This is a genomic window from Nocardioides sp. URHA0032 (assembly GCF_000620645.1).
In the GTDB taxonomy this organism is placed as follows: domain Bacteria; phylum Actinomycetota; class Actinomycetes; order Propionibacteriales; family Nocardioidaceae; genus Nocardioides.
Genome location: NZ_KK211159.1, coordinates 850,915 through 877,320, shown reverse-complemented (window position 1 = coordinate 877,320; position 26,406 = coordinate 850,915). Strand labels below are relative to the sequence as shown.

Annotated in this window: 24 protein-coding genes and 2 rRNA genes; 23 read left to right on the top strand and 3 right to left on the bottom strand. The window is 70.7% G+C overall.

Features of this window, described 5'->3' with window-relative positions:
• Positions 1-17: 17 nt before the first annotated feature.
• From N538_RS0118055 to N538_RS0118045, 3 genes are all read left to right on the top strand, one after another.
• Positions 18-3,167, top strand: a 23S ribosomal RNA gene (locus tag N538_RS0118055).
• Positions 3,168-3,276: 109 nt separating this feature from the next.
• A 5S ribosomal RNA gene (gene rrf, locus N538_RS0118050) occupies positions 3,277-3,393 on the top strand.
• A gap of 259 nt (positions 3,394-3,652) precedes the next feature.
• A complete protein-coding gene (locus N538_RS0118045) occupies positions 3,653-3,979 on the top strand; it encodes a single-stranded DNA-binding protein (RefSeq protein ID WP_028638464.1) in 327 nt (108 codons plus the stop codon).
• On the opposite strand, the gene N538_RS0118040 is transcribed toward N538_RS0118045, so the two are convergent.
• Positions 3,954-5,078: a DUF1015 family protein gene (locus N538_RS0118040; protein ID WP_028638463.1), complete on the bottom strand. Its 1,125-nt coding sequence runs from the start codon at positions 5,076-5,078 to the stop codon at positions 3,954-3,956. The two genes, N538_RS0118045 and N538_RS0118040, sit on opposite strands and share 26 nt — an antisense overlap.
• A gap of 95 nt (positions 5,079-5,173) precedes the next feature.
• Between N538_RS0118040 and N538_RS0118035 the strand changes: the two genes are divergently transcribed.
• The 12 genes from N538_RS0118035 to N538_RS0117980 all read left to right on the top strand — a co-directional run bounded on the left by N538_RS0118035 (position 5,174) and on the right by N538_RS0117980 (position 18,901).
• Positions 5,174-6,124, top strand: coding sequence for an HAD-IIA family hydrolase (locus N538_RS0118035; RefSeq protein WP_081790571.1), 951 nt, complete (start codon positions 5,174-5,176; stop codon positions 6,122-6,124).
• Positions 6,125-6,133: 9 nt separating this feature from the next.
• Positions 6,134-6,334, top strand: a complete 201-nt coding sequence (locus N538_RS0118030) for a hypothetical protein (protein WP_028638461.1) — start codon at positions 6,134-6,136, stop codon at positions 6,332-6,334.
• Position 6,335: 1 nt separating this feature from the next.
• The gene (locus N538_RS0118025) at positions 6,336-7,175 is read left to right on the top strand and encodes a TlyA family RNA methyltransferase (protein WP_028638460.1); all 840 of its coding nucleotides are present in this window, start codon (positions 6,336-6,338) and stop codon (positions 7,173-7,175) included.
• Positions 7,172-8,110, top strand: a complete 939-nt coding sequence (locus N538_RS0118020; protein ID WP_028638459.1) for an NAD kinase — start codon at positions 7,172-7,174, stop codon at positions 8,108-8,110. Before N538_RS0118025 ends, N538_RS0118020 begins: the two co-directional genes overlap by 4 nt.
• Positions 8,103-9,788 (top strand): DNA repair protein RecN, encoded by a 1,686-nt coding sequence (recN, locus tag N538_RS0118015; protein WP_028638458.1) that lies wholly within the window; start codon positions 8,103-8,105, stop codon positions 9,786-9,788. Before N538_RS0118020 ends, recN begins: the two co-directional genes overlap by 8 nt.
• A gap of 58 nt (positions 9,789-9,846) precedes the next feature.
• Positions 9,847-11,007 carry a putative cytokinetic ring protein SteA gene (gene steA, locus N538_RS26090; protein WP_051549390.1) on the top strand — a complete coding sequence of 387 codons (1,161 nt, stop codon included), beginning with the start codon at positions 9,847-9,849 and terminating at the stop codon, positions 11,005-11,007.
• Positions 11,004-11,870, top strand: coding sequence for a copper transporter (locus N538_RS0118005; protein WP_028638457.1), 867 nt, complete (start codon positions 11,004-11,006; stop codon positions 11,868-11,870). The genes steA and N538_RS0118005 overlap by 4 nt, the downstream gene beginning before the upstream one ends.
• 11 nt (positions 11,871-11,881) lie before the next feature.
• Positions 11,882-13,585, top strand: a complete 1,704-nt coding sequence (locus N538_RS0118000) for a CTP synthase (protein ID WP_028638456.1) — start codon at positions 11,882-11,884, stop codon at positions 13,583-13,585.
• A 4-nt stretch (positions 13,586-13,589) separates the two neighbouring features.
• Positions 13,590-14,222, top strand: coding sequence for an NUDIX domain-containing protein (locus N538_RS26085; protein ID WP_051549389.1), 633 nt, complete (start codon positions 13,590-13,592; stop codon positions 14,220-14,222).
• The gene (gene ald / locus N538_RS0117990) at positions 14,219-15,343 is read left to right on the top strand and encodes an alanine dehydrogenase (protein WP_028638455.1); all 1,125 of its coding nucleotides are present in this window, start codon (positions 14,219-14,221) and stop codon (positions 15,341-15,343) included. The genes N538_RS26085 and ald overlap by 4 nt, the downstream gene beginning before the upstream one ends.
• 10 nt (positions 15,344-15,353) lie before the next feature.
• Positions 15,354-16,292: a site-specific tyrosine recombinase XerD gene (gene xerD / locus N538_RS0117985; protein WP_028638454.1), complete on the top strand. Its 939-nt coding sequence runs from the start codon at positions 15,354-15,356 to the stop codon at positions 16,290-16,292.
• 98 nt (positions 16,293-16,390) lie between these two features.
• The gene (locus tag N538_RS0117980) at positions 16,391-18,901 is read left to right on the top strand and encodes a DEAD/DEAH box helicase (protein WP_028638453.1); all 2,511 of its coding nucleotides are present in this window, start codon (positions 16,391-16,393) and stop codon (positions 18,899-18,901) included.
• 95 nt (positions 18,902-18,996) lie between these two features.
• Here the strand turns inward: N538_RS0117980 and N538_RS0117975 are convergent, their stop codons facing one another.
• Positions 18,997-20,247, bottom strand: a complete 1,251-nt coding sequence (locus tag N538_RS0117975; RefSeq protein WP_028638452.1) for a glycosyl hydrolase — start codon at positions 20,245-20,247, stop codon at positions 18,997-18,999.
• A gap of 140 nt (positions 20,248-20,387) precedes the next feature.
• On the opposite strand from N538_RS0117975, the gene N538_RS0117970 reads away from it, so the two are divergent.
• The 6 genes from N538_RS0117970 to N538_RS0117945 all read left to right on the top strand — a co-directional run bounded on the left by N538_RS0117970 (position 20,388) and on the right by N538_RS0117945 (position 24,537).
• Positions 20,388-20,696, top strand: coding sequence for a GNAT family N-acetyltransferase (locus N538_RS0117970; RefSeq protein ID WP_028638451.1), 309 nt, complete (start codon positions 20,388-20,390; stop codon positions 20,694-20,696).
• 396 nt (positions 20,697-21,092) lie between these two features.
• Entirely contained in the window at positions 21,093-21,908 is an 816-nt protein-coding gene (locus N538_RS26080; protein ID WP_231496268.1) for a ParA family protein, read from the top strand.
• Positions 21,893-22,240, top strand: a complete 348-nt coding sequence (locus N538_RS0117960; RefSeq protein WP_028638450.1) for a hypothetical protein — start codon at positions 21,893-21,895, stop codon at positions 22,238-22,240. Before N538_RS26080 ends, N538_RS0117960 begins: the two co-directional genes overlap by 16 nt.
• On the top strand, positions 22,237-23,100 hold the full coding sequence (locus N538_RS26075; protein WP_036570884.1) for a segregation and condensation protein A: 864 nt from the start codon (positions 22,237-22,239) through the stop codon (positions 23,098-23,100). The genes N538_RS0117960 and N538_RS26075 overlap by 4 nt, the downstream gene beginning before the upstream one ends.
• Entirely contained in the window at positions 23,084-23,782 is a 699-nt protein-coding gene (gene scpB / locus N538_RS0117950) for an SMC-Scp complex subunit ScpB (RefSeq protein WP_028638449.1), read from the top strand. The genes N538_RS26075 and scpB overlap by 17 nt, the downstream gene beginning before the upstream one ends.
• Positions 23,779-24,537, top strand: coding sequence for a pseudouridine synthase (locus N538_RS0117945; protein ID WP_028638448.1), 759 nt, complete (start codon positions 23,779-23,781; stop codon positions 24,535-24,537). The genes scpB and N538_RS0117945 overlap by 4 nt, the downstream gene beginning before the upstream one ends.
• On the opposite strand, the gene N538_RS26070 is transcribed toward N538_RS0117945, so the two are convergent.
• Positions 24,491-25,081, bottom strand: coding sequence for a hypothetical protein (locus N538_RS26070; protein WP_051549388.1), 591 nt, complete (start codon positions 25,079-25,081; stop codon positions 24,491-24,493). The genes N538_RS0117945 and N538_RS26070 overlap by 47 nt on opposite strands.
• Positions 25,082-25,224: 143 nt before the next feature.
• Between N538_RS26070 and N538_RS0117935 the strand changes: the two genes are divergently transcribed.
• Positions 25,225-26,001 carry a helix-turn-helix domain-containing protein gene (locus N538_RS0117935; RefSeq protein WP_051549387.1) on the top strand — a complete coding sequence of 259 codons (777 nt, stop codon included), beginning with the start codon at positions 25,225-25,227 and terminating at the stop codon, positions 25,999-26,001.
• Between the two features lie 5 nt (positions 26,002-26,006).
• Complete coding sequence (locus N538_RS0117930; protein WP_028638446.1) at positions 26,007-26,399, top strand: VOC family protein; 393 nt, start codon at positions 26,007-26,009, stop codon at positions 26,397-26,399.
• Positions 26,400-26,406: the final 7 nt, after the last annotated feature.

The following is a 26,406-nucleotide window of genomic DNA, read 5'->3' as shown; positions in this document are numbered from 1 at the left end:
TTTGTTGAGTGTTTGTGAGACAAGCTATGAAGGGCACATGGTGGATGCCTTGGCATCAAGAGCCGATGAAGGACGTAGGAGCCTGCGATAAGCCCTGGGGAGTTGGCAACCGAGCTGTGATCCGGGGGTGTCCGAATGGGGGAACCCAGCACGAGTCATGTCGTGTTACCCGCGCCTGAATGTATAGGGTGTGTGGAGGGAACGTGGGGAAGTGAAACATCTCAGTACCCACAGGAAGAGAAAACAATAGTGATTCCGAGAGTAGTGGCGAGCGAAATCGGAGGAGGCTAAACCTTATGCGTGTGATACCCGGCAGGGGTTGCGCATGGGGGGTTGTGGGACCATTCATACATGTCTGCCGGCGTGTGACAGAGTAAGAAATCGCGTGTGAAGTTGAAGTCCGCTGGAAAGTGGCGCCGTAGAGGGTGATAGCCCCGTAAGTGTAAGTGCGTGACTCTGGAGTGTGTTCCCAAGTAACACGGAACTCCTGAAATTCCGTGTGAATCTGGCGGGACCACCCGTTAAGCCTAAATACTCCTTGATGACCGATAGCGGACAAGTACCGTGAGGGAAAGGTGAAAAGTACCCCTGGCGGGGAGTGAAATAGTACCTGAAACCGTGTGCCTACAATCCGTCGGAGCCCGGCTGCCCACCGCTATGTTATGTGGGTGTTGGGGTGACGGCGTGCCTTTTGAAGAATGAGCCTGCGAGTTTGCGTTGTGTTGCGAGGTTAACCCGTGTGGGGGAGCCGTAGCGAAAGCGAGTCCGAAGAGGGCGTTTGAGTAGCACGATCAAGACCCGAAGCGGAGTGATCTATCCATGGGCAGGTTGAAGCGCGGGTAAGACCGCGTGGAGGACCGAACCCACTTAGGTTGAAAACTGAGGGGATGACCTGTGGATAGGGGTGAAAGGCCAATCAAACTCCGTGATAGCTGGTTCTCCCCGAAATGCATTTAGGTGCAGCGTTGCGTGTTTCTTGCCGGAGGTAGAGCACTGGATAGCCGATGGGCCCTACCAGGTTACTGACGTTAGCCAAACTCCGAATGCCGGTAAGTGAGAGCGCAGCAGTGAGACTGCGGGGGATAAGCTCCGTAGTCGAGAGGGAAACAGCCCAGACCATCAGCTAAGGCCCCTAAGCGGTGACTAAGTGGAAAAGGATGTGGAGTCGCAGTGACAACCAGGAGGTTGGCTTGGAAGCAGCCACCCTTGAAAGAGTGCGTAATAGCTCACTGGTCAAGTGATTCCGCGCCGACAATGTAGCGGGGCTCAAGTCATCCGCCGAAGCTATGGCATTCATGCGTCAACTCGGCCCACGGTTGTGGGTCCAGGTGTGTGGATGGGTAGGGGAGCGTCGTGTCGCGAGTGAAGCCTCGGAGTGATCCAGGGGTGGACGCGACACGAGTGAGAATGCAGGCATGAGTAGCGAATGCAATGTGAGAAACATTGCCGCCGAATGATCAAGGGTTCCAGGGTCAAGCTAATCTGCCCTGGGTAAGTCGGGACCTAAGGCGAGGCCGACAGGCGTAGTCGATGGACAACGGGTTGATATTCCCGTACCGGCAAAGTAGCGCCCATGACGAACCCGGTGATGCTAACCACCCGAAACTCATCGGACCGGACCCTTCGGGGCGAGGCCGGTGGGCGGAGCGTGGGACCCGATCTGGTAGTAGTCAAGCGATGGGGTGACGCAGGAAGGTAGCCCAACCGTGGCGATGGTTGTCCACGGGTAAGCAGGTAGGGGGCAGTCCAGGCAAATCCGGGCTGCTGTGTTCGATCACGACCCTGAGATGTGATGCCGAGCCCGTATGGGTGAAGTGGGTGATCCTATGCTGTCGAGAAAAACCTCTAGCGAGCTACGCGCCGCCCGTACCCCAAACCGACTCAGGTGATCAGGTAGAGAATACCAAGGCGATCGAGCGAACCATGGTTAAGGAACTCGGCAAAATGCCCCCGTAACTTCGGGAGAAGGGGGGCCGGATCCGTGAGCAGACTAGCTCTGCGAAGCGGTGATGGCCGCAGAGACCAGGCCCAAGCGACTGTTTACTAAAAACACAGGTCCGTGCGAAGTTGTAAGACGATGTATACGGACTGACTCCTGCCCGGTGCTGGAAGGTTAAGGGGACCTGTCAGATACCTTCGGGTATCGAAGCGGAGAACTTAAGCCCCAGTAAACGGCGGTGGTAACTATAACCATCCTAAGGTAGCGAAATTCCTTGTCGGGTAAGTTCCGACCTGCACGAATGGAGTAACGACTTGGGCGCTGTCTCAACCGTGGACTCGGCGAAATTGCACTACGAGTAAAGATGCTCGTTACGCGCGGCAGGACGGAAAGACCCCGGGACCTTTACTATAGTTTGGTATTGGTGTTTGGTTCGGCTTGTGTAGGATAGGTGGGAGACTGTGAAGCATTCACGCCAGTGAGTGTGGAGTCAACGTTGAAATACCACTCTGGTCGTACTAGATGTCTAACCTAGGACCATGATCTGGTTCAGGGACAGTGCCTGATGGGTAGTTTAACTGGGGCGGTTGCCTCCTAAAATGTAACGGAGGCGCTCAAAGGTTCCCTCAGCCTGGTTGGCAATCAGGTGTTGAGTGTAAGTGCACAAGGGAGCTTGACTGTGAGACAGACATGTCGAGCAGGGACGAAAGTCGGAACTAGTGATCCGGCGTCGGCATGTGGAAGCGACGTCGCTCAACGGATAAAAGGTACCCCGGGGATAACAGGCTGATCTTCCCCAAGAGTCCATATCGACGGGATGGTTTGGCACCTCGATGTCGGCTCGTCGCATCCTGGGGCTGGAGTAGGTCCCAAGGGTTGGGCTGTTCGCCCATTAAAGCGGCACGCGAGCTGGGTTTAGAACGTCGTGAGACAGTTCGGTCCCTATCCGCCGCGCGCGCAGGAAACTTGAGAAAGGCTGTCCCTAGTACGAGAGGACCGGGATGGACGAACCTCTGGTGTGCCAGTTGTCCCGCCAGGGGCACGGCTGGTTAGCTACGTTCGGAAGTGATAACCGCTGAATGCATCTAAGCGGGAAGCACGTTTCAAGATGAGGTTTCCCACCCCCTCGAGGGGGTAAGGCCCCCAGCAGAACACTGGGTTGATAGGCCGGAGGTGTACAGCAGCAATGCCCAGCCGACCGGTACTAATAGGCCGAGGGCTTGTCTTACAAACCCTCAATTGAACCTACAAAGCCTCGCGTCCACTAGAGATCTGATTGATCAACTGAATACTTGGTCGATGTCGTGTGCAGACACCACGACACCGGTCGCAAGAGTTACGGCGGCCATGGCGAAAGGGAAACACCCGGTCCCATCCCGAACCCGGAAGTTAAGCCTTTCAGCGCCGATGGTACTGCAACCGAGAGGTTGTGGGAGAGTAGGACGCCGCCGGACATTCTTTCCCAGCAGGGCCACCCGATAAGGGTGGCCCTGCTCGGCATTTCGGGGCATGTTCGGCCGACCTCCCAGCGACGTCCGGCCCACCTTCGATCCACAGTGCGGATGAAAACCGGGCTCTGCACAGCGCGGCTCCGCCCCGGCCGCGGTTGTCCGTCCTCCCGCGGAGTGTTCTTCGCGGAGGTGATGTGCGATGTCCGCACCGAAGTCAGGCTCGAGGACCGAGCCGAAGAGCAGAGCCGCGACCGAGGCCGCCATGAGCAACGAGGTCCGGCTGGTCGGCCGGGTCTCCCAGGATCCCGAGGAGCGGGAGCTGCCCAGCGGCGACACCGTCTGGACGTTCCGGGTCGTGGTGCCCCGGACCGTCCCCGCCGGCAGGTCGCGTCAGAGCGTCGACGCGATCGAGTGCGCGGCGTGGTCCGCCCGGGCCCGGCGGTCGGTGAGCGGCTGGTCGGCCGGCGACGTCGTCGAGGTGGTCGGCGCGCTGCACCGGCGGTTCTTCCGGGCCGGTGGCGCGGCGGCGTCCAGGGTCGAGGTCGAGATGGCGTCGGGCCGCGTCATTCGTCGCGCAGCGAGCGGATGAGCACGCCGACGCTGGGCTTGGGCTGGAACGACGTGGCCTTCTCGGGCAGCAGGCGGTCGGCCGAGCTGGTGGCGAGCACCTGGGCGAACTCCGGTGCGGGCATCAAGACGGCGAGGCCGGGGCGCTTGGCGACGCTGGCCAGCGCCTCGTCCACCGCGTGGTGGTACCCGACGCGGGTCGGCTGCGGCGCCAGCGCGGGCAGCACCCGCTCGTGCAGGACCTCGACCGCCACGCGTCCCGGCGGCAGCTCCAGCCGCACGGTCGCCCACGCCCGCCCGTCGGTGGCGGCCATCGTGTCCGGGGCGAGGGCGGCGACCGCGGATTCGGCGTCGACCTCCCCGAACGTCGCGCCCACCTGCTCCACCGCGGCGCGCAGGCAGCCGAGCGTGACGTGACCGAGCACCCGGTGGATGGGGCCGAGGAACAACGGGGTGTCGTCCTGGTCGACGAGCATCGCCAGACCTGCGTCGGTCGCGGGACGGGGGTCGTCGTGCTGCATCTGGAGATAGGCGGCGTACCGGTGGTGCCCGTCGGCGATCAGTGCCTGGGTGGGGGAGAGCCAGCCCTCGAGCAGGGCGAGGTCGGCCGGGTCGCGGATCGCCCAGACCCGGTGGTGCTGGCCGCCCCGGTCGGTGAACTCACGCAGCGTCGGGCCCGCCTGGGTGGCGTCCATCAGGTCCCGGACCGCGGCCGGGCCGCGGTGCACCAGCAGGATCGGCGCCGGGTTCGTCTGCATCTCGGTCATCCGCGCGGCGAGCTCCTCGACCTGCGCCGGGTGCACGCCCTCGTGGGGGAACACCGCGACGTCGCCTCGCCCGGCCGCTCGGTGCGAGATGTCCAGCGCACCGACGAGGCCGCGCACGGTGACCCCACCGGTGGTGAACTCGTGCAGGTAGACGGCGGGGTGGTCGTCACGGCTGAGCTGGTCCCGCCGCTCCCACCGCTGGAGGCGCTCGGCGACGTCCTGGTAGGGCCGCGTGAAGGCCCGGACCGAGGACGGCGCTCCGATGCGCGACGGGGCGAGGGTCAGCCCCCGGAAGGGGAGGAGCCGCAGCGGCCGCGCCACGTGCGGCGGGGGGACCAGGGAGCCGGCGTCCATCGGAGCATCGTAGGGTGCGGGCACATCCGCATCCCGAGGAGGCACGCGTGCTCGGCTCGTCAGCGCAGGCCCTGTGCCGAGCCTACGATCTCGCGATGCTCGACCTCGACGGCGTCGTCTACGTCGGTGGCGACGCGGTGCCGGGCGCCCCCGGGCACCTCGCCCAGGCGCGTGCGGAGGGCCTGCGGCTGGCGTTCATCACCAACAACGCCTCGCGGCCCCCGGCCACCGTCGCCGAGCACCTGCGCGACCTCGGGGTGGACGCGAGGACCGAGGACGTCGTCACCTCGGCGCAGGCCGCTGCCCGCCTGGTGGCGGAGCGGTTCGGCGCCGGTGCCCGGATCGTGTGCCTGGGGGCGGACGGACTGCGGGAGGCGCTCGAGGCCGAGGGCCTGGTCCCCGTGGGCGCCGACGACGACGCGGTCGCGATCACCACCGGCTACGGGCCCGACGTGCGGTGGTCGGCGATCATGCGCGCCGCGGTGCGGATCCGGGACGGCCTGCCCTGGGTGGCGAGCAACACCGACCACACGTTCCCGGCGGCGTTCGGGGTCGCGCCCGGACACGGCGTGCAGGTGGAGATGCTGCGTCGGTTCACCGGGGTCGACCCCGAGGTGGCGGGCAAGCCGGCTCGACCACTGCTCGACGAGACCGTGCGCCGGGTCGGCGGCGAGCGCCCGCTGATGGTCGGCGACCGGCTCGACACCGACATCGAGGGCGCTCGGCACGCAGGTCTCGACTCGCTGCTGGTGCTGACCGGGGTCACCGGGCTCGCCGAGCTCGTGGTGGCGCCGGCGGATCAGCGTCCGACGTACCTGGCACCGGACCTGGCCGGGCTCCTGGCTGCGCACCGGGCACCGGCGGCCGCCGGCGACGGGTTCGAGCTGGGGGGCTGGCGGGCCGCGACCGACGGCCGGAGCCTGGCCGTCTCCGGCGCGGGCGATCCGGCGGACTGGTGGCGCGTCGTCGCCGAGACGGCGTGGGACCACCTGGACCGGAGCGGCGAACCGGTGCACGTGTCCGCCCTCGAGGTGCCCGCGCGATAGCCTCGGAGCATGACTGAGGAGCCCGAGACGGTGCCGTCGGATCCGGAGGCCGTGCGCACGGGGGTCTCCGGCGTGGACGAGGTGATCGTCGCCGTCGAGGAGCTCGAGGAGCGCCCGATCGAGGAGCACGTGGGCGTCTTCGAGACCGCCCACGAGCAGCTGCGCCGGGCGCTCGACGCGACCGACGACACCGGCGACCACCCGGCCTGACGTGCCACCGCGACGGCTGCGCCTGGACGCCGAGCTGGTCCGCCGCGGCCTGGCCCGGTCGCGGGAGCACGCGAGCGAGCTGATCGCGCAGCGTCGGGTGACCGTGGCCGGCGCCGTCGCGACCAAGCCTGCGACGGGGGTGACGACCGACGCCGCGGTCGTGGTCGCGACCGACCCCGACCGCCCGGAGTACGTCTCCCGCGGCGGCCACAAGCTCGCGGGCGCGCTCGCGGTCTTCGAGCCGGAGGGCTTCGTCGTCGAGGGTCGCCGCTGCCTCGACGCCGGCGCCTCGACCGGCGGCTTCACCGACGTGCTGCTGCGCCACGGGGCCGCCCAGGTGGTCGCGGTGGACGTGGGCTACGGCCAGCTCGCCTGGAAGCTGCAGTCCGACGAGCGCGTGCTGGTGCGCGACCGGGTCAACGTCCGCGAGCTGACGACCGGGATCACCGATGGTCCCGTCGACGTGGTGGTCGGCGACCTCTCGTTCATCTCCCTGGAGCTGGTCCTGGACGCCCTCCTCCGCGTGACCGCGCCGGACGGCGACCTCGCGCTGATGGTCAAGCCCCAGTTCGAGGTCGGCAAGGACCGGGTCGGCAAGGGCGGCGTCGTGCGCGACCCGGCACTGCGGGCCGAGGCGGTCGCCCACGTCGCCACCGCCGCGGCGTCCCGGGGCTGGGGTGCGCACCAGCTGGCCACCAGCCCGCTCCCGGGCCCGTCGGGGAACGTGGAGTTCTTCCTGTGGCTGCGTCGCGGCCCGGCGACCCTGGACGAGGAGGCCATCCACACCACGGTGCGCGCCGCCGCACCGGTGGGGGCGGCGGGTGAGAGGGTGGACCCGTGACGAGCACGGAGCCGACCCGTCGCGTGCTGCTGGTCGCCCACACCGGGCGCGACGACGCACGCGAGGTGGCCCGTGCGTTCGCGAAGGCGCTGAGCGCCAACGGCGTGCTGGTCCGCCTGCTCACCGGCGAGGCGCTGGACCTCGGGTTCGAGGAGCCGGACGGGAGCTTCGAGATCGTCCCCGAGGAGGCCGCCAGCAACGACTGCGAGCTCGTGGTCGTCATCGGCGGTGACGGCACGATCCTGCGGGCGGCGGAGCTGAGCCGCGGCTCGGGCACGCCGGTGCTCGGTGTGAACCTCGGCCACGTGGGCTTCCTGGCCGAGGCGGAGTACGAAGACATGGAGTCGACGATCGAGGCCATCGTCGACCGCCGGTACTCGATCGAGGACCGGCTCACCCTGGACGTCACCGTGCACCGCGAGGGCGAGGTCGTCGCCCGGACCTGGGCGCTCAACGAGGCCAGCGTCGAGAAGGCCGCGCGGGAGCGGATGCTCGAGGTCGTGGTCGAGATCGACGGCCGGCCGCTGTCGCGGTGGGGCTGTGACGGCGTGGTCTGTGCGACCCCGACCGGCTCGACCGCGTACAACTTCAGCGCGGGCGGCCCGATCGTCTGGCCCGGGGTCGAGGCGCTGCTGCTGGTCCCGATCAGCGCGCACGCGCTGTTCGCCCGCCCCCTCGTGGTGGCGCCGGCGTCCGTGCTCGCGGTGGAGGTGCTCGCCCGCACCGACGGCTTCGGTGTGCTGTGGGCCGACGGCCGACGCTCGTTCGACCTGCCGCCGGGCGCCCGGATCGAGGTCCGTCGCGGTACCACTCCGGTCCGGCTGGTGCGCCTCCACGAGGCGCCGTTCACGGACCGGCTGGTGGCCAAGTTCGGACTTCCGGTCGAGGGCTGGCGCGGCTCGTCCGAGCGGCGGCGGAGGGACAGCGGTGCTTGAGGAGATCCGGATCGGCCAGCTGGGCGTGATCGACTCCTCGACCCTGGAGCTCGGTCCGGGCCTGACCGTGATCACCGGCGAGACCGGCGCCGGCAAGACCATGATCGTGACCGCGCTCGGCCTGCTGCTCGGGGGACGCGCGGACAGTGGCGCGGTGCGCACCGGGGCGAAGAACGCCCGGGTCGAGGGCGTCGTGCGCGTGGGCGCGCTGCGGGAGTTCGCGGCGTCCGTGGAGGAGGCCGGCGGCGAGGTCGAGGACGACCGCGTCGTGCTGGCCCGGAACGTCTCCGCCGAGGGGCGCTCGCGTGCCTTCGTCGGCGGCGCCGCCGTGCCCGTGTCCTCGCTGGCCGCGGTCAGCGAGCCGCTCGTGGCCGTGCACGGCCAGTCCGACCAGCACCGGCTGCTCCGGGCGCGCGCCCAGCGCGAGGCGCTGGACCGGTTCGGCGGGACCGAGCTGGCGACGCTGCTCGCGACGTACGCCGACCTGTACCGCCGGCACGACGCCGTCGAGCGGGAGCTCGCCGACGTCGTCGCCCACGCCCGGGAGCGGGCCCAGGAGGCCGACCTGCTGCGGTTCGGGCTCGGCGAGGTCGAGGCGGTGGCCCCGGAGCCGGGCGAGGACGCCGCGCTCGCGGCCGAGGAGTCACGGCTCGGATTCGCCGACACGCTGCGCACGGCGGCCGAGCAGGCCCGGGAGGCGCTCTCCAGCGAGCAGGGCGACCCGGACGCACTGGCGGCGACGTCTGCGGCCCGCACGCTGCTCGACGGCGTGCGCGAGCACGACGCCGAGGCGGGCGAGCTCGCCGACCGGCTGGCGGAGATCACCTACCTGCTGTCCGACCTGGCGGCCGACGTCGCGTCCTACGCCACTCGCATCGACACCGACCCGACCCGCCTGGCGGCCGTCTCCGAGCGACGCGCGGCGCTGACCGCGCTCACCCGGAAGTACGGCGAGAGCATCGACGAGGTGCTCGCCTGGGCCGAGCGGTCGGCGACGCGGCTGCTCGAGCTCGACGGCACCGACGAGCGGATCGAGGTGCTGCGTGCCGAGCAGGAGGTGCTGCGCCGCGACCGGGACACCGCCGCCTCCGCACTGACCGCAGCGCGCGGCGTGGCCGCGGGCCGGCTGGCCGAGGAGGTCACCGCAGAGCTGGCCCTGCTGGCGATGCCGCACGCCCGGCTGACCGTGGAGGTCCGCCCGAAGGAGCGGTTCACGGCGTCCGGCGCGGACGAGGTCGAGCTGATGCTGGCCGCCAACACCGGCTCCGAGCCCCGGCCCCTGGCCAAGGGCGCGTCGGGCGGCGAGCTCTCCCGCGTGATGCTGGCCCTCGAGGTCGCGCTCGCCGGCACCAGCCCGGTGCCGACGTTCGTCTTCGACGAGGTCGACGCGGGCGTGGGCGGCGCGGCCGCGGTCGAGGTCGGCCGCCGGCTCGCGCAGCTGGCCCGGAGCGCCCAGGTGCTGGTCGTGACCCACCTGCCGCAGGTCGCGGCGTACGCCGACCGGCACGTCGTGGTGGAGAAGTCGTCGGACGGCACCGTCACCAGCTCCGGCCTCACCGTCCTCGACGACGAGCAGCGCGAGCGCGAGCTGTCCCGGATGCTGGCCGGACTGGCTGACTCCGACACCGCGCTGGCACACGCCCGCGAGCTGCTCGACGTGGCCCACTCCGAGCGCTGACGCGCCCGGCATCCCGCGGTCCGCCGATCGGGCCGTCCGCTTTGGCAGCATGGGGTCAGTGCTGAGGAACCCCGTTCGCCAACGCTCCACGGTCGGCCTGCCCGGCCTCGTCGGCACCGCTCGCGTGGACCGGAGGACCCGCGCCCTGGTGCCCCGGCTCCGTCCCGGCGACATCGCCGTCGTCGAGCACGTGGACCTGGACCGGGCGACCGCGCAGGCACTGGTCGACGCCCGGGTCGCCGCGGTCGTGAACGCCACGCCGATGATCTCCGGCCGCTACCCGAACCTCGGACCCCAGGTGCTGGTCGACGCCGGCGTGCTCGTCGTCGACGGGGTCGGCACCGAGGGGCTCGCGGCGATCCGCGACGGCCGGGCGGTCCGGCTGCACGAGGGGTCGGTGTACGCCGACGACATGCTGCTCTGCAGCGGGCGGCTGCTCGACGGTGCCACTGTCGCGGCCGAGCTGGATGCGGCGCGCAGTGGGCTGGCGACGCAGCTGGAGACGTTCACGCACAACACGACGGAGTTCCTGCGGCGCGAGCAGGACCTGCTGCTGCACGGGCGCGGCGTCCCGCGACTCGGCACCCGGATCGCCGGGCGACCGGTCGTCGTGGTCGTGCGTGGCCACGACCACGAGCGCGAGCTGTCTGCGATCCGTCCGTTCCTGCGCGAGCAGGACCCGGTGCTGGTCGGCGTGGGCGGGGGAGCCGAGACGCTGCGCGCGGCCGGTTTCATCCCGGACATCGTGGTGCTGGACGCGCACGCCGACGACGCCGAGCAGCCGAGCGCCAAGACCCTGAAGTCGGCCCGTGACGTCGTGCTGCGCGCCGAGCGCGGCGGCCGGACGCAGATCGAGTCGCTCGAGCGCCTCGGCATACGCCCGCTCCGGTTCGAGTCGGGTGCGACCCCCGAGGACGCGGCCCTGATCCTCGCGGACGCCGCCGAGGCGGCGGTGATCGTCGGTGTCGGCATGCACGCGACGCTCGAGGACTTCCTGGACCGCCAGCGCGCGGGCCTGGCCAGCACCTACCTGACCCGGCTCAAGGTGGGCCCACGCCTGGTCGACGCCGCCGCGGTGCCGCACCTGTACTCCGGCCGCGTGCGCCCGTGGCACCTGCTGCTGGTGCTGCTCGCCGGTCTGGTCGCGCTCGCGGCCGCCCTGTCCGTGACCCCCGTCGGCCAGGACTGGCTCGACACACTGCAAGGACTCGTCCCGTGATCTCGTTCCGCCAGCACGTCGTCTCCCTCGTCGCCGTCTTCCTCGCGCTCGCCGTCGGCGTGGTCCTCGGCGGCGGCCCGCTCAGCGACCTCGGCCGCGACGACCAGCCGGCCGCGGCCACCACGCGCCAGCAGGACGAGGTGCGGCAGACCGCGTCGTACGGCGACGCGTTCGCCACCGCTGCGGCCGGCAGGCTCTACGCGAATGGTCTGGACGGCAAGGCGGTCTCGATCCTGGTGCTGCCGGGGGCCGATGCGGACACGGTCAGCGCGCTCGGCGCCGAGGTCGAGTCCGCGGGCGGCACCGTCGCCGGCACGTACGACGCGCACCCGACGCTCACCGACCCCTCGGAGAAGTCGCTCGTGGACACGCTCGGCAGCCAGCTCGCGCAGCAGCTCGGGTCCGGTGCGGTCAGCCAGGACGCCTCGACGTACGTCCGGATCGGCCAGCTGGTCGGTCTCGCCGTGTCCGGCGACGAGCTGCCCGGCTCGGACGCTGCGTCGGTGCGGCAGAGCCTGGACGGTGCCGACGTGCTGACCTCGCCCCAGGGCGCGCCCCGGGCGCCGGCCGTCCTCGTGGTCCTCGGCCGGTCGACCGACCCGGCGATCCTGGCCGGCCTCGTGAGCGGCCTCGCCGACAAGGCCACGGGCGTCGTGGTCGCGGGCGACACCACGTCCGCCACCGGCTCCGGCGACCTGGCCGGGCTGCGCGGGGAGCCGTCCGCGGCGCAGGCCGCGACCGTCGACGGGGTGGACACACCGCTCGGCCGGGTGACCGCCACCCTGGCCCTGATCCGTTCTTTCACGGTCCAAGGTGGATCCTTCGGTGCGTCGGGGTCGGACGGAGCCGTCCCTCTCACGTAGCATGGAGTTCCGTGATCAACGGGACGCCCACCAAGCACGTGTTCGTGACCGGAGGCGTCGCCTCCTCGCTCGGGAAGGGCCTGACGGCGTCCAGCCTCGGCAGCCTGCTCAAGGCGCGCGGACTACGCGTGACGATGCAGAAGCTCGACCCCTACCTCAACGTCGACCCCGGGACGATGAACCCGTTCCAGCACGGCGAGGTGTTCGTGACGAACGACGGCGCCGAGACCGACCTCGACATCGGGCACTACGAGCGGTTCCTGGACACCGACCTCGGCCAGATCGCGAACGTGACGACCGGGCAGGTCTACTCGAGCGTGATCGCCAAGGAGCGCCGCGGCGACTACCTCGGCGACACCGTCCAGGTGATCCCGCACATCACGAACGAGATCAAGGACCGGATCCTGGCGATGGGCGGGACCGGTCCGGACGGGCAGCGCGTCGACGTCGTGATCACCGAGATCGGCGGCACCGTCGGCGACATCGAGTCGCTGCCGTTCCTCGAGGCCGCGCGCCAGACCCGGCACGAGATCGGCCGAGACAACTGCTTCTTCCTGCACGTCTCGCTCGTGCCCTACATCGGCCCGTCGGGCGAGCTGAAGACCAAGCCCACCCAGCACTCCGTCGCCGCGCTGCGCCAGGTCGGCATCCAGCCCGACGCGGTCGTCTGCCGCGCGGACCGCGAGCTGCCGCCGTCGATCAAGAAGAAGATCTCGCTCATGTGCGACGTCGACCAGGACGCCGTCGTCACGGCCGCGGACGCGCCCTCGATCTACGACATCCCCAAGGTGCTGCACCGCGAGGGACTCGACGCGTACGTCGTACGCCGCCTCGACCTGCCGTTCCGCGACGTCGACTGGACGGTGTGGGACGACCTGCTGCGCCGGGTGCACCACCCGAAGGAGGAGGTCACCGTCGCGCTGGTCGGCAAGTACGTCGACCTGCCCGACGCCTACCTGTCGGTGGCCGAGGCGCTGCGTGCCGGCGGCTTCGCGCACGAGGCCAAGGTGAACCTGCGCTGGGTCGCCTCCGACGAGTGCCAGACCGAGGCCGGAGCCGCGAAGAACCTCCACGACGTCGATGCGATCTGCGTGCCCGGCGGCTTCGGCGTCCGCGGCATCGAGGGCAAGCTCGGGGCGCTGACCTACGCCCGGACCCACGGCATCCCGACCCTCGGCCTGTGCCTGGGCCTGCAGTGCATGGTCATCGAGTACTCCCGGTCCGTGCTGGGCCTGGAGAAGGCCGGCTCGACCGAGTTCGACCCGGACACCCCCGAGCCGGTGATCGCGACCATGGCCGAGCAGGTCGCGTTCGTCGAGGGCGCCGGTGACCTGGGCGGCACCATGCGCCTCGGCCTGTACCCGGCCTCTCTCAAGGAGGGCTCGATCGCACGTCAGGTGTACGGCGAGGCGCAGATCGACGAGCGCCACCGGCACCGGTACGAGGTCAACAACACCTACCGCGACCAGCTGGAGGACGCCGGACTGGTCTTCTCCGGCACGTCCCCGGACAACCACCTGGTCGAGTTCGTGGAGCTGCCCCGCGACGTGCACCCGTACTACGTCGCGACCCAGGCGCACCCCGAGCTGCGCTCCCGCCCCACCCGGCCGCACCCGCTGTTCAAGGGCCTGGTCGGCGCCGCGATCGAGCGGCAGAAGGAGCTGCGGTTCCCGATCGACGAGACCGGGCTGCGGCGCGAGCCCGAGGACGACTGATCCGGTGCCTCCCGAGCTCGCTGACGTCCCCGGGCAGTGGCCGGTGGCCGAGAGCCGCCTCGAGTACGACGGGGGCGGCTGGGTCGTCCGGCTCCGCAACGACCTGATCCGCCGCCCTGGGCACCCCGACGAAGAGCCGTTCTCCCGGCTGGTCGTGGAGCACCCGGGCGCCGCGATCGTGCTGGCGCTCGACGCGCAGGACCGGGCGCTGTGCCTGTGGCAGTACCGGCACGCCGTCCGGGAGACGCTCGTCCAGCTGCCGGCGGGGCTGCTGGACGTCGACGGTGAGGAACCGCTCGACGTCGCCCGGCGCGAGCTGGCCGAGGAGGCCGGGCTCGAGGCCCGGTCCTGGACGCACCTGACCTCGGCGTACTCCTCGCCGGGGATCACGGCGGAGATGTCGCACTACTTCCTGGCCAGGGACCTCACCGAGGTGGGTCGCGGCGACTTCCAGCCGGAGCACGAGGAGGCCGAGATGGAGCTCGCGTGGATCCCGTTCGCGGACCTCCACGACGCCGTCGCCGGGGGGCGCCTGCGCGACGCCCACCTCGCGCTCGCCGTCCTCCTCGCCGGGAGTAGGCTCGCGCCGGTGCCCCGACGGAGTGGCCCAGATCACCAGAAGGAGCAGGATTCGTGAAGGTCGGCGTCCCCAAGGAAGTCAAGAACCACGAGTACCGGGTGGCGATCACGCCGATCGGCGTGCACGAGCTCATCGCGCACGGGCACGAGGTCCTCATCCAGCAGGGCGCCGGTCTGGGCTCCCAGATCACCGACGAGGAGTACGTCGCGGCCGGCGCGACGATCGTCGGCACCGCGGAGGAGGCCTGGGGCACCGACGGGAACGTCGACATGGTGCTCAAGGTCAAGGAGCCGGTCGCCGAGGAGTACCCGCGGATGCGGGAGGGGCTGACGCTCTTCACCTACCTGCACCTGGCCGCGGACAAGCCGCTGACCGAGGAGCTGATGCGGCGCAAGGTCACCGGCATCGCCTACGAGACCGTGCAGCTGCCCTCGGGTGGGCTGCCGCTGCTGTACCCGATGTCCGAGGTCGCCGGCTGCCTCGCACCCCAGGTGGGCGCCTACAACCTGATGAAGGCCCAGGGCGGCCGCGGCGTGCTGATGGGCGGTGTGGGCGGTGTCGCGAACGCCAAGGTCGTCATCATCGGCGCCGGCGTCTCCGGGCAGAACGCCGCGAACATCGCGCTCGGCATGGGCGCGGACGTCACGCTGCTGGACACCGACCTGGACAAGCTGCGGATGTCGTTCTGGCGCTACAACAACCGGGTCCACGGCCTGGCGTCGTCGAAGCTGGCCATCGAGCAGCAGGTGATGGAGGCGGACATGGTGATCGGCGCGGTGCTGATCCCGGGCGCGGCGGCGCCGAAGCTGGTCTCCAACGACCTGGTCTCGCGGATGAAGCCCGGCTCGGTGCTCGTCGACATCGCGATCGACCAGGGCGGCTGCTTCGAGGACAGTCACGCCACCACGCACGACGACCCGACGTACCAGGTGCACAACTCGACGTTCTACTGCGTGGCGAACATGCCGGGCGCGGTCCCGAACACCTCCACCTACGCGCTCACGAACGCGACGATGCCGTACGCCGTGGCGCTGGCCGACAAGGGCTGGCAGCAGGCGTGCCGCGACAACCACTCGCTGGCCCTCGGCCTGAACACCTACGACGGGCGGCTCACGAACGGCCCCGTGGGCGAGGCGGTCGGCATCGACGCCGTCTCCCTCGACGAGGTGCTCAGCTGAACGTCGCGGCATGAACGACGTCCAGCGCGCCGTCCGGACCTACCTCGACCACCTCTCGGTGGAGCGCGGCCTCGCGGCGAACACGCTGACGTCGTACCGCCGGGACCTGCGGCGGTACCAGGAGTACCTCGCCGAGGTCGGGATCGAGGATCTGGCCGGCATCAGCGAGGCGACGGTGTCGGGCTTCCTGATGCGTCTCCGTGAGGGCGACCAGGGTCATCCGGCGCTGAGCTCCACCTCCGCCGCTCGCACGGTGGTGGCGGTGCGCGGGTTCCACAGGTTCGCGGTCGCCGACGGCCTCGCGACCGTCGACCCGGCGAGCGGCGTCAAGCCGCCCGCCCCGGCGAAGCGGCTGCCGAAGGCGCTGCCGCTGGCCGACGTCGAGGCCATCCTGGAGGCGGCCGGATCGCCGGGGACCACCCTGGCGCTACGGGACCGGGCGCTGCTGGAGGTGCTGTACGGCACGGGTGCCCGGATCTCCGAGGCCGTCGGTCTGGACGTCGACGACCTGGACCTCCCGGACGCGGGGGAGGTGGTCGGCACCGTGCTGCTGCGCGGCAAGGGTGGCAAGGAGCGGCTGGTGCCGGTCGGGTCGTACGCCCGCGAGGCCGTGGGCAGCTACTTGGTCCGCGGGCGTCCCGAGCTGGTGGCTGCCGGGAAGGGCACGCCGGCGCTGTTCCTCAACGCGCGCGGCGGCCGGCTGTCGCGCCAGTCGGCGTGGGCGGTGCTGGTCAAGGCTGCCGAGCGGGCCGGGGTGACCAAGGACGTCTCGCCGCACACCCTGCGACACTCGTTCGCCACGCACCTGCTCGACGGCGGCGCCGACGTCCGCGTCGTCCAGGAGCTGCTCGGCCACGCGTCGGTCACGACCACGCAGGTCTACACGCTGGTGACCGTGGACAACCTGCGGGAAGTGTTCGCCACTGCCCACCCGAGGGCCCGCGACTAGTGTCTTGATCGCGTAGGCCTCGCGCTGCCTCGCTACGTGGCCGAGATGGTGCGATCGAGCAACCACGGCTTGGCGAGTGCTAGGGGAAAGATGTCGACGTGAGCGATCTGCTGGAAGTCATCACCGCGGCGGCTGCGAACCGCGGGCTGACGCTGTACCCGCACCAGGAGGAGGCGATCCTCTCCCTCCTGTCCGGGGACAACGTGGTGCTCGCGACGCCGACCGGGTCCGGCAAGTCGCTGGTAGCCGAGGCCGCCCACCGGGCCGCGCTGGCCGAGGACCGCGTGTCCTTCTACACGGCCCCGATCAAGGCATTGGTGAGTGAGAAGTTCTTCGCGCTGGTCGAGGAGTTCGGGGCCGCCGACGTCGGCATGCTCACCGGCGACGCCTCGGTGAACCCCGACGCGCCGATCATCTGCTGCACCGCGGAGGTGCTCGCCAACATCGCGCTCCGCGAGGGGTCGTCCGCCGACGTCGGCCTCGTGGTGATGGACGAGTTCCACTTCTACGCCGAGCCGGACCGGGGCTGGGCCTGGCAGGTGCCGCTGCTGGAGCTGCCGCAGGCGCAGTTCCTGCTGATGTCGGCGACCCTCGGCGACGTCACCGACCTGGCCGCGGACCTGACCCGGCGCAACGGGCGGGAGACAACCGTCGTCGCGGACGCCGTACGCCCGGTGCCGCTGACGTTCTCCTGGGTGATGACGCCGCTCGCGGAGACCCTGGAGGAGCTGGTCACGACCGGCCAGGGTCCGGTCTACGTCGTGCACTTCACCCAGAAGGACGCCGTCGAGCACGCCACGACGCTGCTCAAGGCCGGCTGGGTGCCGAAGCCCGACCTCGGTGACCGACTGGACCAGGTCCGGTTCGGGGCCGGGTTCGGCAAGACGCTCTCGAAGCTGCTGCGACGGGGGATCGGCGTCCACCACGCGGGGATGCTGCCGCGCTACCGCCGACTCGTGGAGCAGCTCGCGCAGGCCGGCCTGCTGGGCGTCATCTGCGGCACCGACACCCTCGGCGTCGGCATCAACGTGCCGATCCGCACCGTGCTCTTCACGGGCCTGACGAAGTTCGACGGCAGCCGGCAGCGGATCCTGCGGACCCGCGAGTTCCTGCAGATCGCCGGCCGCGCGGGCCGAGCCGGCTTCGATACCGCCGGGTACGTCGTGGTGCAGGCGCCCGAGCACGTCATCGAGAACGAGAAGGCCAAGGCCAAGGTCGCCGAGCGGCAGGCCGCGGGCAGGAAGAACTCGAAGGTGCAGCTGCGGAAGCCCCCGGAGGGCACCGTCGTCTGGACCGAGCAGACCTTCGACAAGCTCGTGGCGGGGGAGCCGGAGCCGCTCGTCTCGCGGATGAAGGTCGACAACGCGATGCTGATCAACGTCCTGGCCCGGGACGAGGACGCGTTCCCGGTGCTGCGGCGGCTGCTCACCGACAACCACGAGGACCCGCGCCAGCAGCGGCGGCTGGCGCGCCGCGCCCTCCGGCTGGCGCGGTCGCTCGTGCACTCCGGCGTACTCACGCGACTGGACGAGCCGGACGCGTTCGGCCGCCGCTACGTGCTCACGGTCGACCTGCCCGTGGACTTCGCGCTCAACCAGCCGCTCGCGCACTTCGCGCTCGCCGCTCTCGACGTGCTGGATCCCGAGGCGGTGGAGCACACGCTCGACATCGTGTCGGTGATCGAGGCGGTGCTGGAGGGGCCGCGGCAGGTCCTGATGCAGCAGCAGTTCGCCGCGCGGGGTGAGGCGGTTGCCGAGATGAAGGCGGACGGCATCGAGTACGACGAGCGGATGGCGCTCCTCGAGGACGTGACCTGGCCGCGGCCGCTCGCGGAGCTGCTCGAGGCGACGTACGAGATCTACCGGCAGCGCCACCCGTGGCTCCCCGAGGACGCGCTGCAGCCGAAGTCGGTCGTGCGGGAGATGTACGAGCAGGGGATGTCGTTCACCGACTTCGTCGGGCGCTACCAGCTGGCCCGCTCCGAGGGGCTGGTGCTGCGCTACCTGACCGACGCGTACCGCACGCTGCGGCAGACCGTCCCGGACCAGCACCGGACGCCGGAGCTGGAGGACCTGGTCGAGTGGCTGGGGGAGACGGTGCGGCAGACCGACTCCTCGCTGCTCGACGAGTGGGAGGCGCTGGCGGACCCCTCACACGTGCGGTCGGACGTGGCTCACCACGAGCCGCCGCCGTCGCCGCGGCCGATCTCGAAGCAGGCGCGTGCGTTCGCGGTGATGATCCGCAACGCGATGTTCCGCCGGGTCGAGCTGGTCGCCCGCGACGACCTGGACGGCCTGATGGCGATGGAGCGCGCCGCCGCGGACCGCACCGACCCCCCGGGCGAGGTCGTGATGACCCGGTCGGCCTGGGACGAGGCGATCGAGGAGTACTACGCCGAGCACGACCGGGTGCTGCTGGACGCCGATGCCCGCGGCCCCGACCTGCTGGCCGTGGCCGAGACCGGGCGCACCTGGCAGGTCACCCAGACCGTCCACGACCCCGAGGGCCACCACGACTGGGTGATCGAGGCCGAGGCCGACCTGGATGCCTCCGACGAGGCCGGTGAGCTGGTGCTCCGGGCGACCGCGATGCGGCGGCTGGGCGGCTGATCTCCCGTCGAGTGACGTGAACTGGCTGTCAGAACGGCGAATTTCCAGCCAGTTCGCGTCACTCGACGGTCTCGGCGCAGCCGAGCAGACAGTCGTCAGAGGAGGCAGTAGCCGAAGGGGCAGGAGTCCAGCCAGGACAGGCCGCCGTTGAGGGAGGAGATCTGCTTGGCGCCGCTCCCGTCGTCGACCCAGAGCAGTGCCCACAGCGGCTTGCGGGCCTGCGCCTTCGCGGTCGCGGTGACGGTGGACGCCTTCCACGAGCGGGAGGTGTCCGCGGCCGGGCCGATCTCGGTGATCGCCATCCGGGGCACCCGCTTCGCCACGGCGGCGTACCCGTTCATCGAGGGCGCCTGGGCGCGGTGCGAGCCGGTCGAGGGGTAGTAGGAGTCGATGCCCGCCACGTCCACGGCGGCCGGGACCAGCTTCTCGGGCGCGGTGATGCCGGTCCGGTCGGCCGCGGCGAACGAGTAGGCCCACAGCACGTTGTGCACGCCGGCGGCCCAGGCGCGCTGCTGCATCGCCCGGTACACCTGCTTGAAGACCGTGGCGCTGGGCCGTCCCCACCAGAACCAGTCGCCGTTCGCCTCGTGGAACGGCCGGAAGACGACGGCCACGCCCTGGTCCTGGAGCGCGGCGAGCACGCCGAGCTGCTCGTCGAAGCCGGCCCAGAACGTCTGCGCCTCCGGCGACGAGGGCCGGAGCAGGGCGCCGAGGTCGTGCCAGGACCGGTCGTGGTAGTCCCCGCCGGTGTGCGGGTTCGGCGCGTGCCAGGACGCGGTCAGCACCGCCCCGCCCTGAGCGGAGGCGACCAGGTCCGAGAACGCCTGGTCGAAGAACGGGAACTCATAGGTCCTCGTCTTGCCGAGCTCCCACAGGTCGAAGCCGACGACGGAGACCCGCCGGCCACCGAGCGCCGTCAGCGGGTCGGCGTACTGCTGGCTCGACATGTTGAGCTGCTGCCCGACACCCATCAGGCCGGCGCCGCGCCAGCGGTCCAGCCGCGCGGCCAGGCAGCGCGCCGCGAGGCCGGCGCCCGGGTCGGCGAGCGCCGGCCTCGGCGTGCACGTCGAGGGCGGGTAGACCTTCAGCGTCACCGGGCTGGAGGTCGTGGCCGGCGTGCCGTTCCACGCCTCGGCCACCACCCGCAGCCGCCGGGTGCCCGCAGCCGTGGTGTCCAGCGGTACGACGGCGCGGCCGGCCGCGTCGGACGTGCCGTCGGTGAGCGGCACCCAGCTGCCGTCGGTGTAGGTCTCGACCGTCAGCGGGCGACCCCGCTGGGCGGTGGTCAGCCGGGCCACCACCGCGGCCGGCTCGCCGACGGTGACGACCGGGGGAGCGACGCGCACGCTGACCGTCGGGCCGCCCCGTTCCGGGCGCGCGGACGCAGGGGTGGCCCCGGACGCGATCAATCCCCCCGTGAGCAACCCCGCCAGCAAGACCGTCACGGCCCCCCGTGGTCGCACACCCGCAGTCTAGGGTCGAGGACATGAGCGACGTCGTGACTTCGAAGAACCCGCAGGCCGGCCGGTACGAGGCCCACATCGACGGCGAGCTGGCCGGGTTCGCCGAGTACCAGCTCACCGACCGGCTGGTGGTCTTCACCCACACCGAGGTCGACGACCGGTTCGAGGGCCGGGGCGTCGGGTCGGCGATCGCCCGGTTCGGTCTCGACGACGTGCGCGGGACCGGCAAGCAGGTGCTGCCGCTGTGTCCCTTCATCAAGGGCTGGATCGAGAAGCACCCGGACTACCAGGACCTCGTCCACGCCGTGCCCCGGAGCACCGCGACGGACTGATCCGTCCTCCACAGGGCTGTGCACAGGCAGGGGGCGGCCTGTGCAACTGCAGGCGGCGCAGTGCACAGTCCATCAACAGATTTCGCCATCGGGCTGGGGGTTTCCCGCTTCGGCTTGTCGCTGTCGGGGGGCGCACCTAGAGTCGCCCGCGAGTCGACCACAAGTCGTCGAGTCGACATATGGATGAGGGAGCGCTCGATGAACGCAGGCGGCACGTTCGGTGGAGTCCCGACCTCGGCGCCCGGCGGCAGCGTCGCCGGCACGATGCCGCCCGTCGTCCGCACCCCCGTCCCTCCTTCCCCCGATGCACCAGATCCCCGAGAGGACCACGTGGCCGACGCCCTTCCCTTCGAGCGCCCCCCGGCCGAGGCCAAGCTCGGTCCGACCGGGCGCCCGATGCCCGACCTGCCGGAGCCGCGCCCCGTGACCGAGCACGGCCAGGCCCGCGTGATCTCGATGTGCAACCAGAAGGGCGGCGTCGGCAAGACCACGACGACGATCAACCTGGGCGCCTCGCTGGCCGAGTACGGCCGCAAGGTGCTGCTCGTCGACTTCGACCCGCAGGGCTCCCTGTCGGTCGGCCTCGGGCTGAACCCGCACGAGATGGACCTGACGATCTACAACCTGCTGATGGACCGCGAGGTCGACATCCGCGAGGTCGTCGTCCCGAGCGGCGTGCCGGGCATGGACCTGCTGCCGTCGAACATCGACCTCTCCGCCGCCGAGGTGCAGCTGGTGCACGAGGTCGCCCGCGAGCAGACCCTCCAGCGGGTGCTCGCCCCGGCGATGGCGGACTACGACGTCATCCTGATCGACTGCCAGCCCTCGCTCGGCCTGCTGACCGTCAACGCGCTCACCGCCTCGGACGGCGTGATCGTGCCGCTGGAGTGCGAGTACTTCGCGCTGCGCGGTGTCGCGCTGCTCAAGACCACCATCGACAAGGTCCGCGAGCGGCTCAACCCCAAGCTCGAGATCGACGGCGTGCTCGGCACCATGTACGACGGCCGCACGCTGCACAGCCGCGAGGTGATGGAGCGCCTGGTGCAGGCGTGGGGTGACAAGGTCTTCCAGACCGTCATCCGGCGCACCGTGAAGTTCTCCGACTCCACGGTCGCGGGCGAGCCGATCACGACGTACGCCTCCGCGTCCGCCGGCGCCGAGGCCTACCGCCAGCTGGCCAAGGAGGTGCTGGCTCGTTGTCTCGACGAGTGAGCCTTCCCGCTGCCGACGACCTGTTCCGCCCCACCGCCCCGGCTGTCGCGCAGCCGACGTCGCAGCGTGCCGACGAGGAGCCGGCTGACGCTGAGGACCGCTCCGGTCCGAAGAAGCCGAGCGGACGGGTCCGGCACGACGAGAAGATGACGGTGTACGTCACCTCCGACGAGCTGCTCGACCTCGAGCACGCCCGGCTGGTGCTGCGACGCTCGCACGGGCTGGCGGTCGACCGTGGCCGCCTGGTGCGCGAGGCGATCGCGATGGTGCTCGCTGACTTCGAGTCCCATGGCGACGACAGCGCGCTGGTGCGACGATTGATCGAGGAATGACCGCCCAGCAGGAAGCCCAGGACACCGCGCCCGCCTTCGAGGTCAGGCTCGACAACTTCGAGGGCCCGTTCGACCTGCTGCTGAGCCTGATCGCCAAGCACAAGCTCGACATCACCGAGGTGTCGCTCTCGACGGTCACCGACGAGTTCATCGCGCACGTCAAGGCCGGCGGCTCGAGGTGGGACCTGGAGCAGACGACGTCGTTCCTGCTGGTCGCCTCCACGCTGCTCGACCTCAAGGCCGCGCGGCTGCTGCCGCAGGGCGACGTGGAGGACGAGGAGGACCTGGCGCTGCTCGAGGCGCGCGACCTCCTGTTCGCGCGGCTGCTGCAGTACAAGGCGTTCAAGCAGGTCGCGGCCGTGCTCGCGCAGCGGCTCGCCGGTGAGGCGAAGCGGCACCCGCGCATGGTCGGGCTGGAGGAGCGGTACGCCGGGCTGCTGCCCGAGGTGCTGATCGGCATCGGCCTCGACCAGTTCGCGCAGCTCGCGGCGAAGGCGATGGAGCCGAAGCCGGTCCTGGAGCTCTCGCTGCACCACATCCACGCCGCGAAGGTCAGCGTGCGGGAGCAGGCGGCCCTGGTGGTCGAGCGGCTGCAGCGGCAGGGCACGATGACGTTCCGGGCGCTGTGCGGCGACTCACCGGACCGGCTGACCACGGTCGCCCGCTTCCTGTCCCTGCTCGAGCTGTTCCGCGAGGGCGCGGTCGCGTTCGACCAGGTGACGCCGCTGGGCGAGCTCACGGTCCGCTGGACCGGCGACGAGGACGCGGACGTCGAGGACCTGATCACCGACGAGTTCGACGGCGCGCCGCCCGAGGCGGCGCCCCCGGCTGAGGGGAACGATGATGACCGAGACGACTGACGAGACCCTCGACGTACCCGTGGCGGAGCTGCGCCCGTCCCTCGAGGCGCTGCTGATGGTGGCGGACCAGCCGCTGGACGAGATGGCGCTCGCGACGGCTGTCGGCCACCCCGTGGAGGCCGTGGCCGCGGCGCTCCGGGAGCTCGCGGCGGAGTACACCGAGCAGGGCCGCGGGTTCGAGCTGCGCAACGTCGGCGGCGGCTGGCGCTACTACACGCGCGACGAGTACGCCGCGGTGGTCGAGGGCTACGTCCTCGACGGGCAGCAGGCGCGACTCACCCAGGCCGCGCTGGAGACGCTCGCGGTGGTGGCCTACAAGCAGCCGGTGTCCCGCGCCCGGGTCTCCGCCATCCGCGGGGTGAACGTCGACGGCGTGATGCGCACGCTGCTGACCCGTGGCCTGGTCGAGGAGGCCGGGCAGGACCACGAGACCGGAGCGAACCTGTACCGCACCACGGGCTACTTCCTGGAGCGGATCGGTGTCACGTCGCTGGACGAGCTGCCGGAGCTGGCGCCGTACCTGCCGGACATGGACGACCTCGAGGACGAGCTCGCCGAGATGGCCCAGTCGTCCGGCCAGTCGTCCGCGCTGACGCCGGAAGCCGAGCCCGAGCGGCCGCACCCGCACTCGCCGCACTCCGGCGACGGCACCGAGCCCGACGGGGGGACCGAGCCGACGTGAGCGACGAGGTCGGCCTCGAGACCGACGACGACGGACTGATCCGGCTGCAGAAGCTGCTCGCGCAGTCCGGCGTCGCCTCGCGGCGCAAGTGCGAGGAGCTGATGCTCGGCGGGCTGGTCGAGGTCGACGGCGAGGTCGTCACCCGCCTGGGCACCAAGGTCGACCCGCGTACGGCGGTGATCCGGGTGGACGGCAAGCGGCTGCCGCCGATCTCGGAGAAGGTCTACCTGGTGCTGAACAAGCCGCGCGGTGTCGTCTCCACGATGTCGGACCCGGAGGGGCGCAAGAACCTCGGCGACCTGGTCGCGGACCGGCCCGAGCGGCTGTTCCACGTCGGCCGGCTGGACACCGACACGTCCGGGCTGATCCTGCTGACGAACGACGGCGACTTCGCGCAGCGGATGGCGCACCCGTCGTACGAGGTGGACAAGACCTACGTCGCGGAGGTCGAGGGCGAGGTCTACCGGCGGGTCGTCAAGCAGCTGCTCGAGGGCGTCACGCTCGAGGACGGACCGGTGACCGTGCGCAGGGCGCGGATCGTGGAGGCGTCGGCGTCGAAGTCGATCGTCGAGCTGGTCATCCACGAGGGCCGCAACCGGATCGTGCGCCGGCTGCTCGACCACGTCGGCCATCCGGTGCGCCGGCTCACGCGCACGGCGATCGGACCGATGCAGCTCGGCCGGCTGCCGGTGGGGGAGATGCGCGACCTCAGCCTCGCCGAGCTGGGCGAGCTGCTGGACGTCGCTCAGCTGTAGTCGTCGCCGGGGCGGGCGGCGCGAGCCGGCGACCGGTCTCGATGCCGACACGGAGCAGGTCGGCGAGCCGGGCGTCGGGGTCCGGCACGGCGCCGGTGGCGATCCCGCGCACCGCGCAGCGGACCACCTGGGGCGCCGAGCGCCGGCGGAACTGCTTCTCGGTGAGCGGGTTCCCGTCCAGCCACTGGCGGGCCCAGGTCTCCGCGCCGGGCACCTTGTCCAGCGCGTCGCGCAGGCCCGGGACGACCAGGCCGAGCGAGCCGGCGAGCTCCTCACAGCGGATCAGGCCGCCGGCGAGTGCGCGCTGGAGGTACTCGGGCACGTCCACGATCGCCTCGCCGGCCACCGCGGCGACGAACTGCACGTCCCACGCCAGGCCGGTGCCGTGCACGCCGATCACCGACGGGATCAGCACCGCCAGGTCGCTGCGCGCGGCGTCGGTGCTGTGGTCGTTGACCAGCCGGGCCAGCTGCGCGAGGAGCGGATCGGTGCAGCGGGGCTTGTCACTCCAGGGTTCGTTCGCGAGGACGGACGCCATCTCCATGAAGCAGGCACCCTTGCGGGGCGACCTGTGCTTGCCGCGGGACAGTGTCGGAAGGCCGTCTGGAACACCGTACGAGACCACCATTGCTCCACGATCCGCCTGTGTCGCGGCATTCGCAAGAGGTCATCGGTAACGTTCGGTACATGCGGGCGCTGGCGCCGTACGTCGCCTCCGTGGTCGCGTACGACGTCGACCTCGGCGGCCCGGGCGTGCACCGGGGGCTGCCGTCCACGACCCTGACCGTCGTGCTCCCGGTGGGGGCGCCGCTGGACGTGGGCTGGCGCGGCCGGCCGGACAGTCGCACGGCACGGTGGTCGACCGTGTCGGGGCTGCACGCGGGACCCGCCGAGATCCACCACAGCGGACACCAGGCCGGGGTCCAGCTGGCCCTGACGACCGCCGGAGCCCGAGCGTTGTTCGGCGTCCCGGCGGCAGCGCTGGCCGGGGAGCTGCTCGAGCTGGACGACGTCGCGCCGTGGCTGCGCGACCTGCCGGAGCGGCTGTCCGGGACCCCGGCCGCCGGCCGGGTCCCGCTGGTGCAACGCACGCTGGTCGGGGCGCTGCAGGAGGTCCCCCCGCCGCGGGCCGAGGTCGGGCGGGCGCTCGCGCGGCTGACCCGGGGCACCTCCGTCCAGGCCGTGGCGGACGAGGTCGGGTACAGCCGCCGCCACCTGAGCTCGCTGGTGCGCGCCGAGTGCGGTGTCGGACCCAAGCACGTGCAGCGGATCGGCCGCTTCCAGGCCTCGCGCCGGCTCGTGGGCCGCGCGCCGCTGGCCGAGGTCGCGCACCGGTGCGGGTACGCCGACCAGGCCCACCTCACCCGCGAGTGGGTCGCGCTCGCCGGGTGCCCGCCGACGACCTGGCTGCGCGAGGAGTTCCCGTTCCTCCAAGACGTGGGTCCCGGATCCGGGGAAGAGTGAGTCGCATGAGCACTGCAGCCGAGATCAAGCTCTGGCACACGATGTCCTTCCGGGACGCCGAGGCGATGATCGCCTGGCTGTCCGCGATCGGATTCGTCGAGCACGCGACGTACCGCGACGAGAACGACCCGTCGGTGGTCGTGCACGCCGAGTGGCTCTGGCCGGGCGGGGGCGGCCTGATGTTCGGCAGCGACCGCCCCGACGGTGCGGTGACCAACGTCGGGGGCTCGGCGGTGTACCTGGTCACCGACGACCCTGACGAGGTGTTCGACCGGGCCGTCGGCGCCGGCGCGACCGTGGTCCGGGAGATGGTCGACCAGGACTACGGCGGTCGCGGTGGCAGCGTCGAGGATCCCGAGGGCAACCACTGGTCGTTCGGGAGCTACCAGCCGTCGTAGGGCGGCT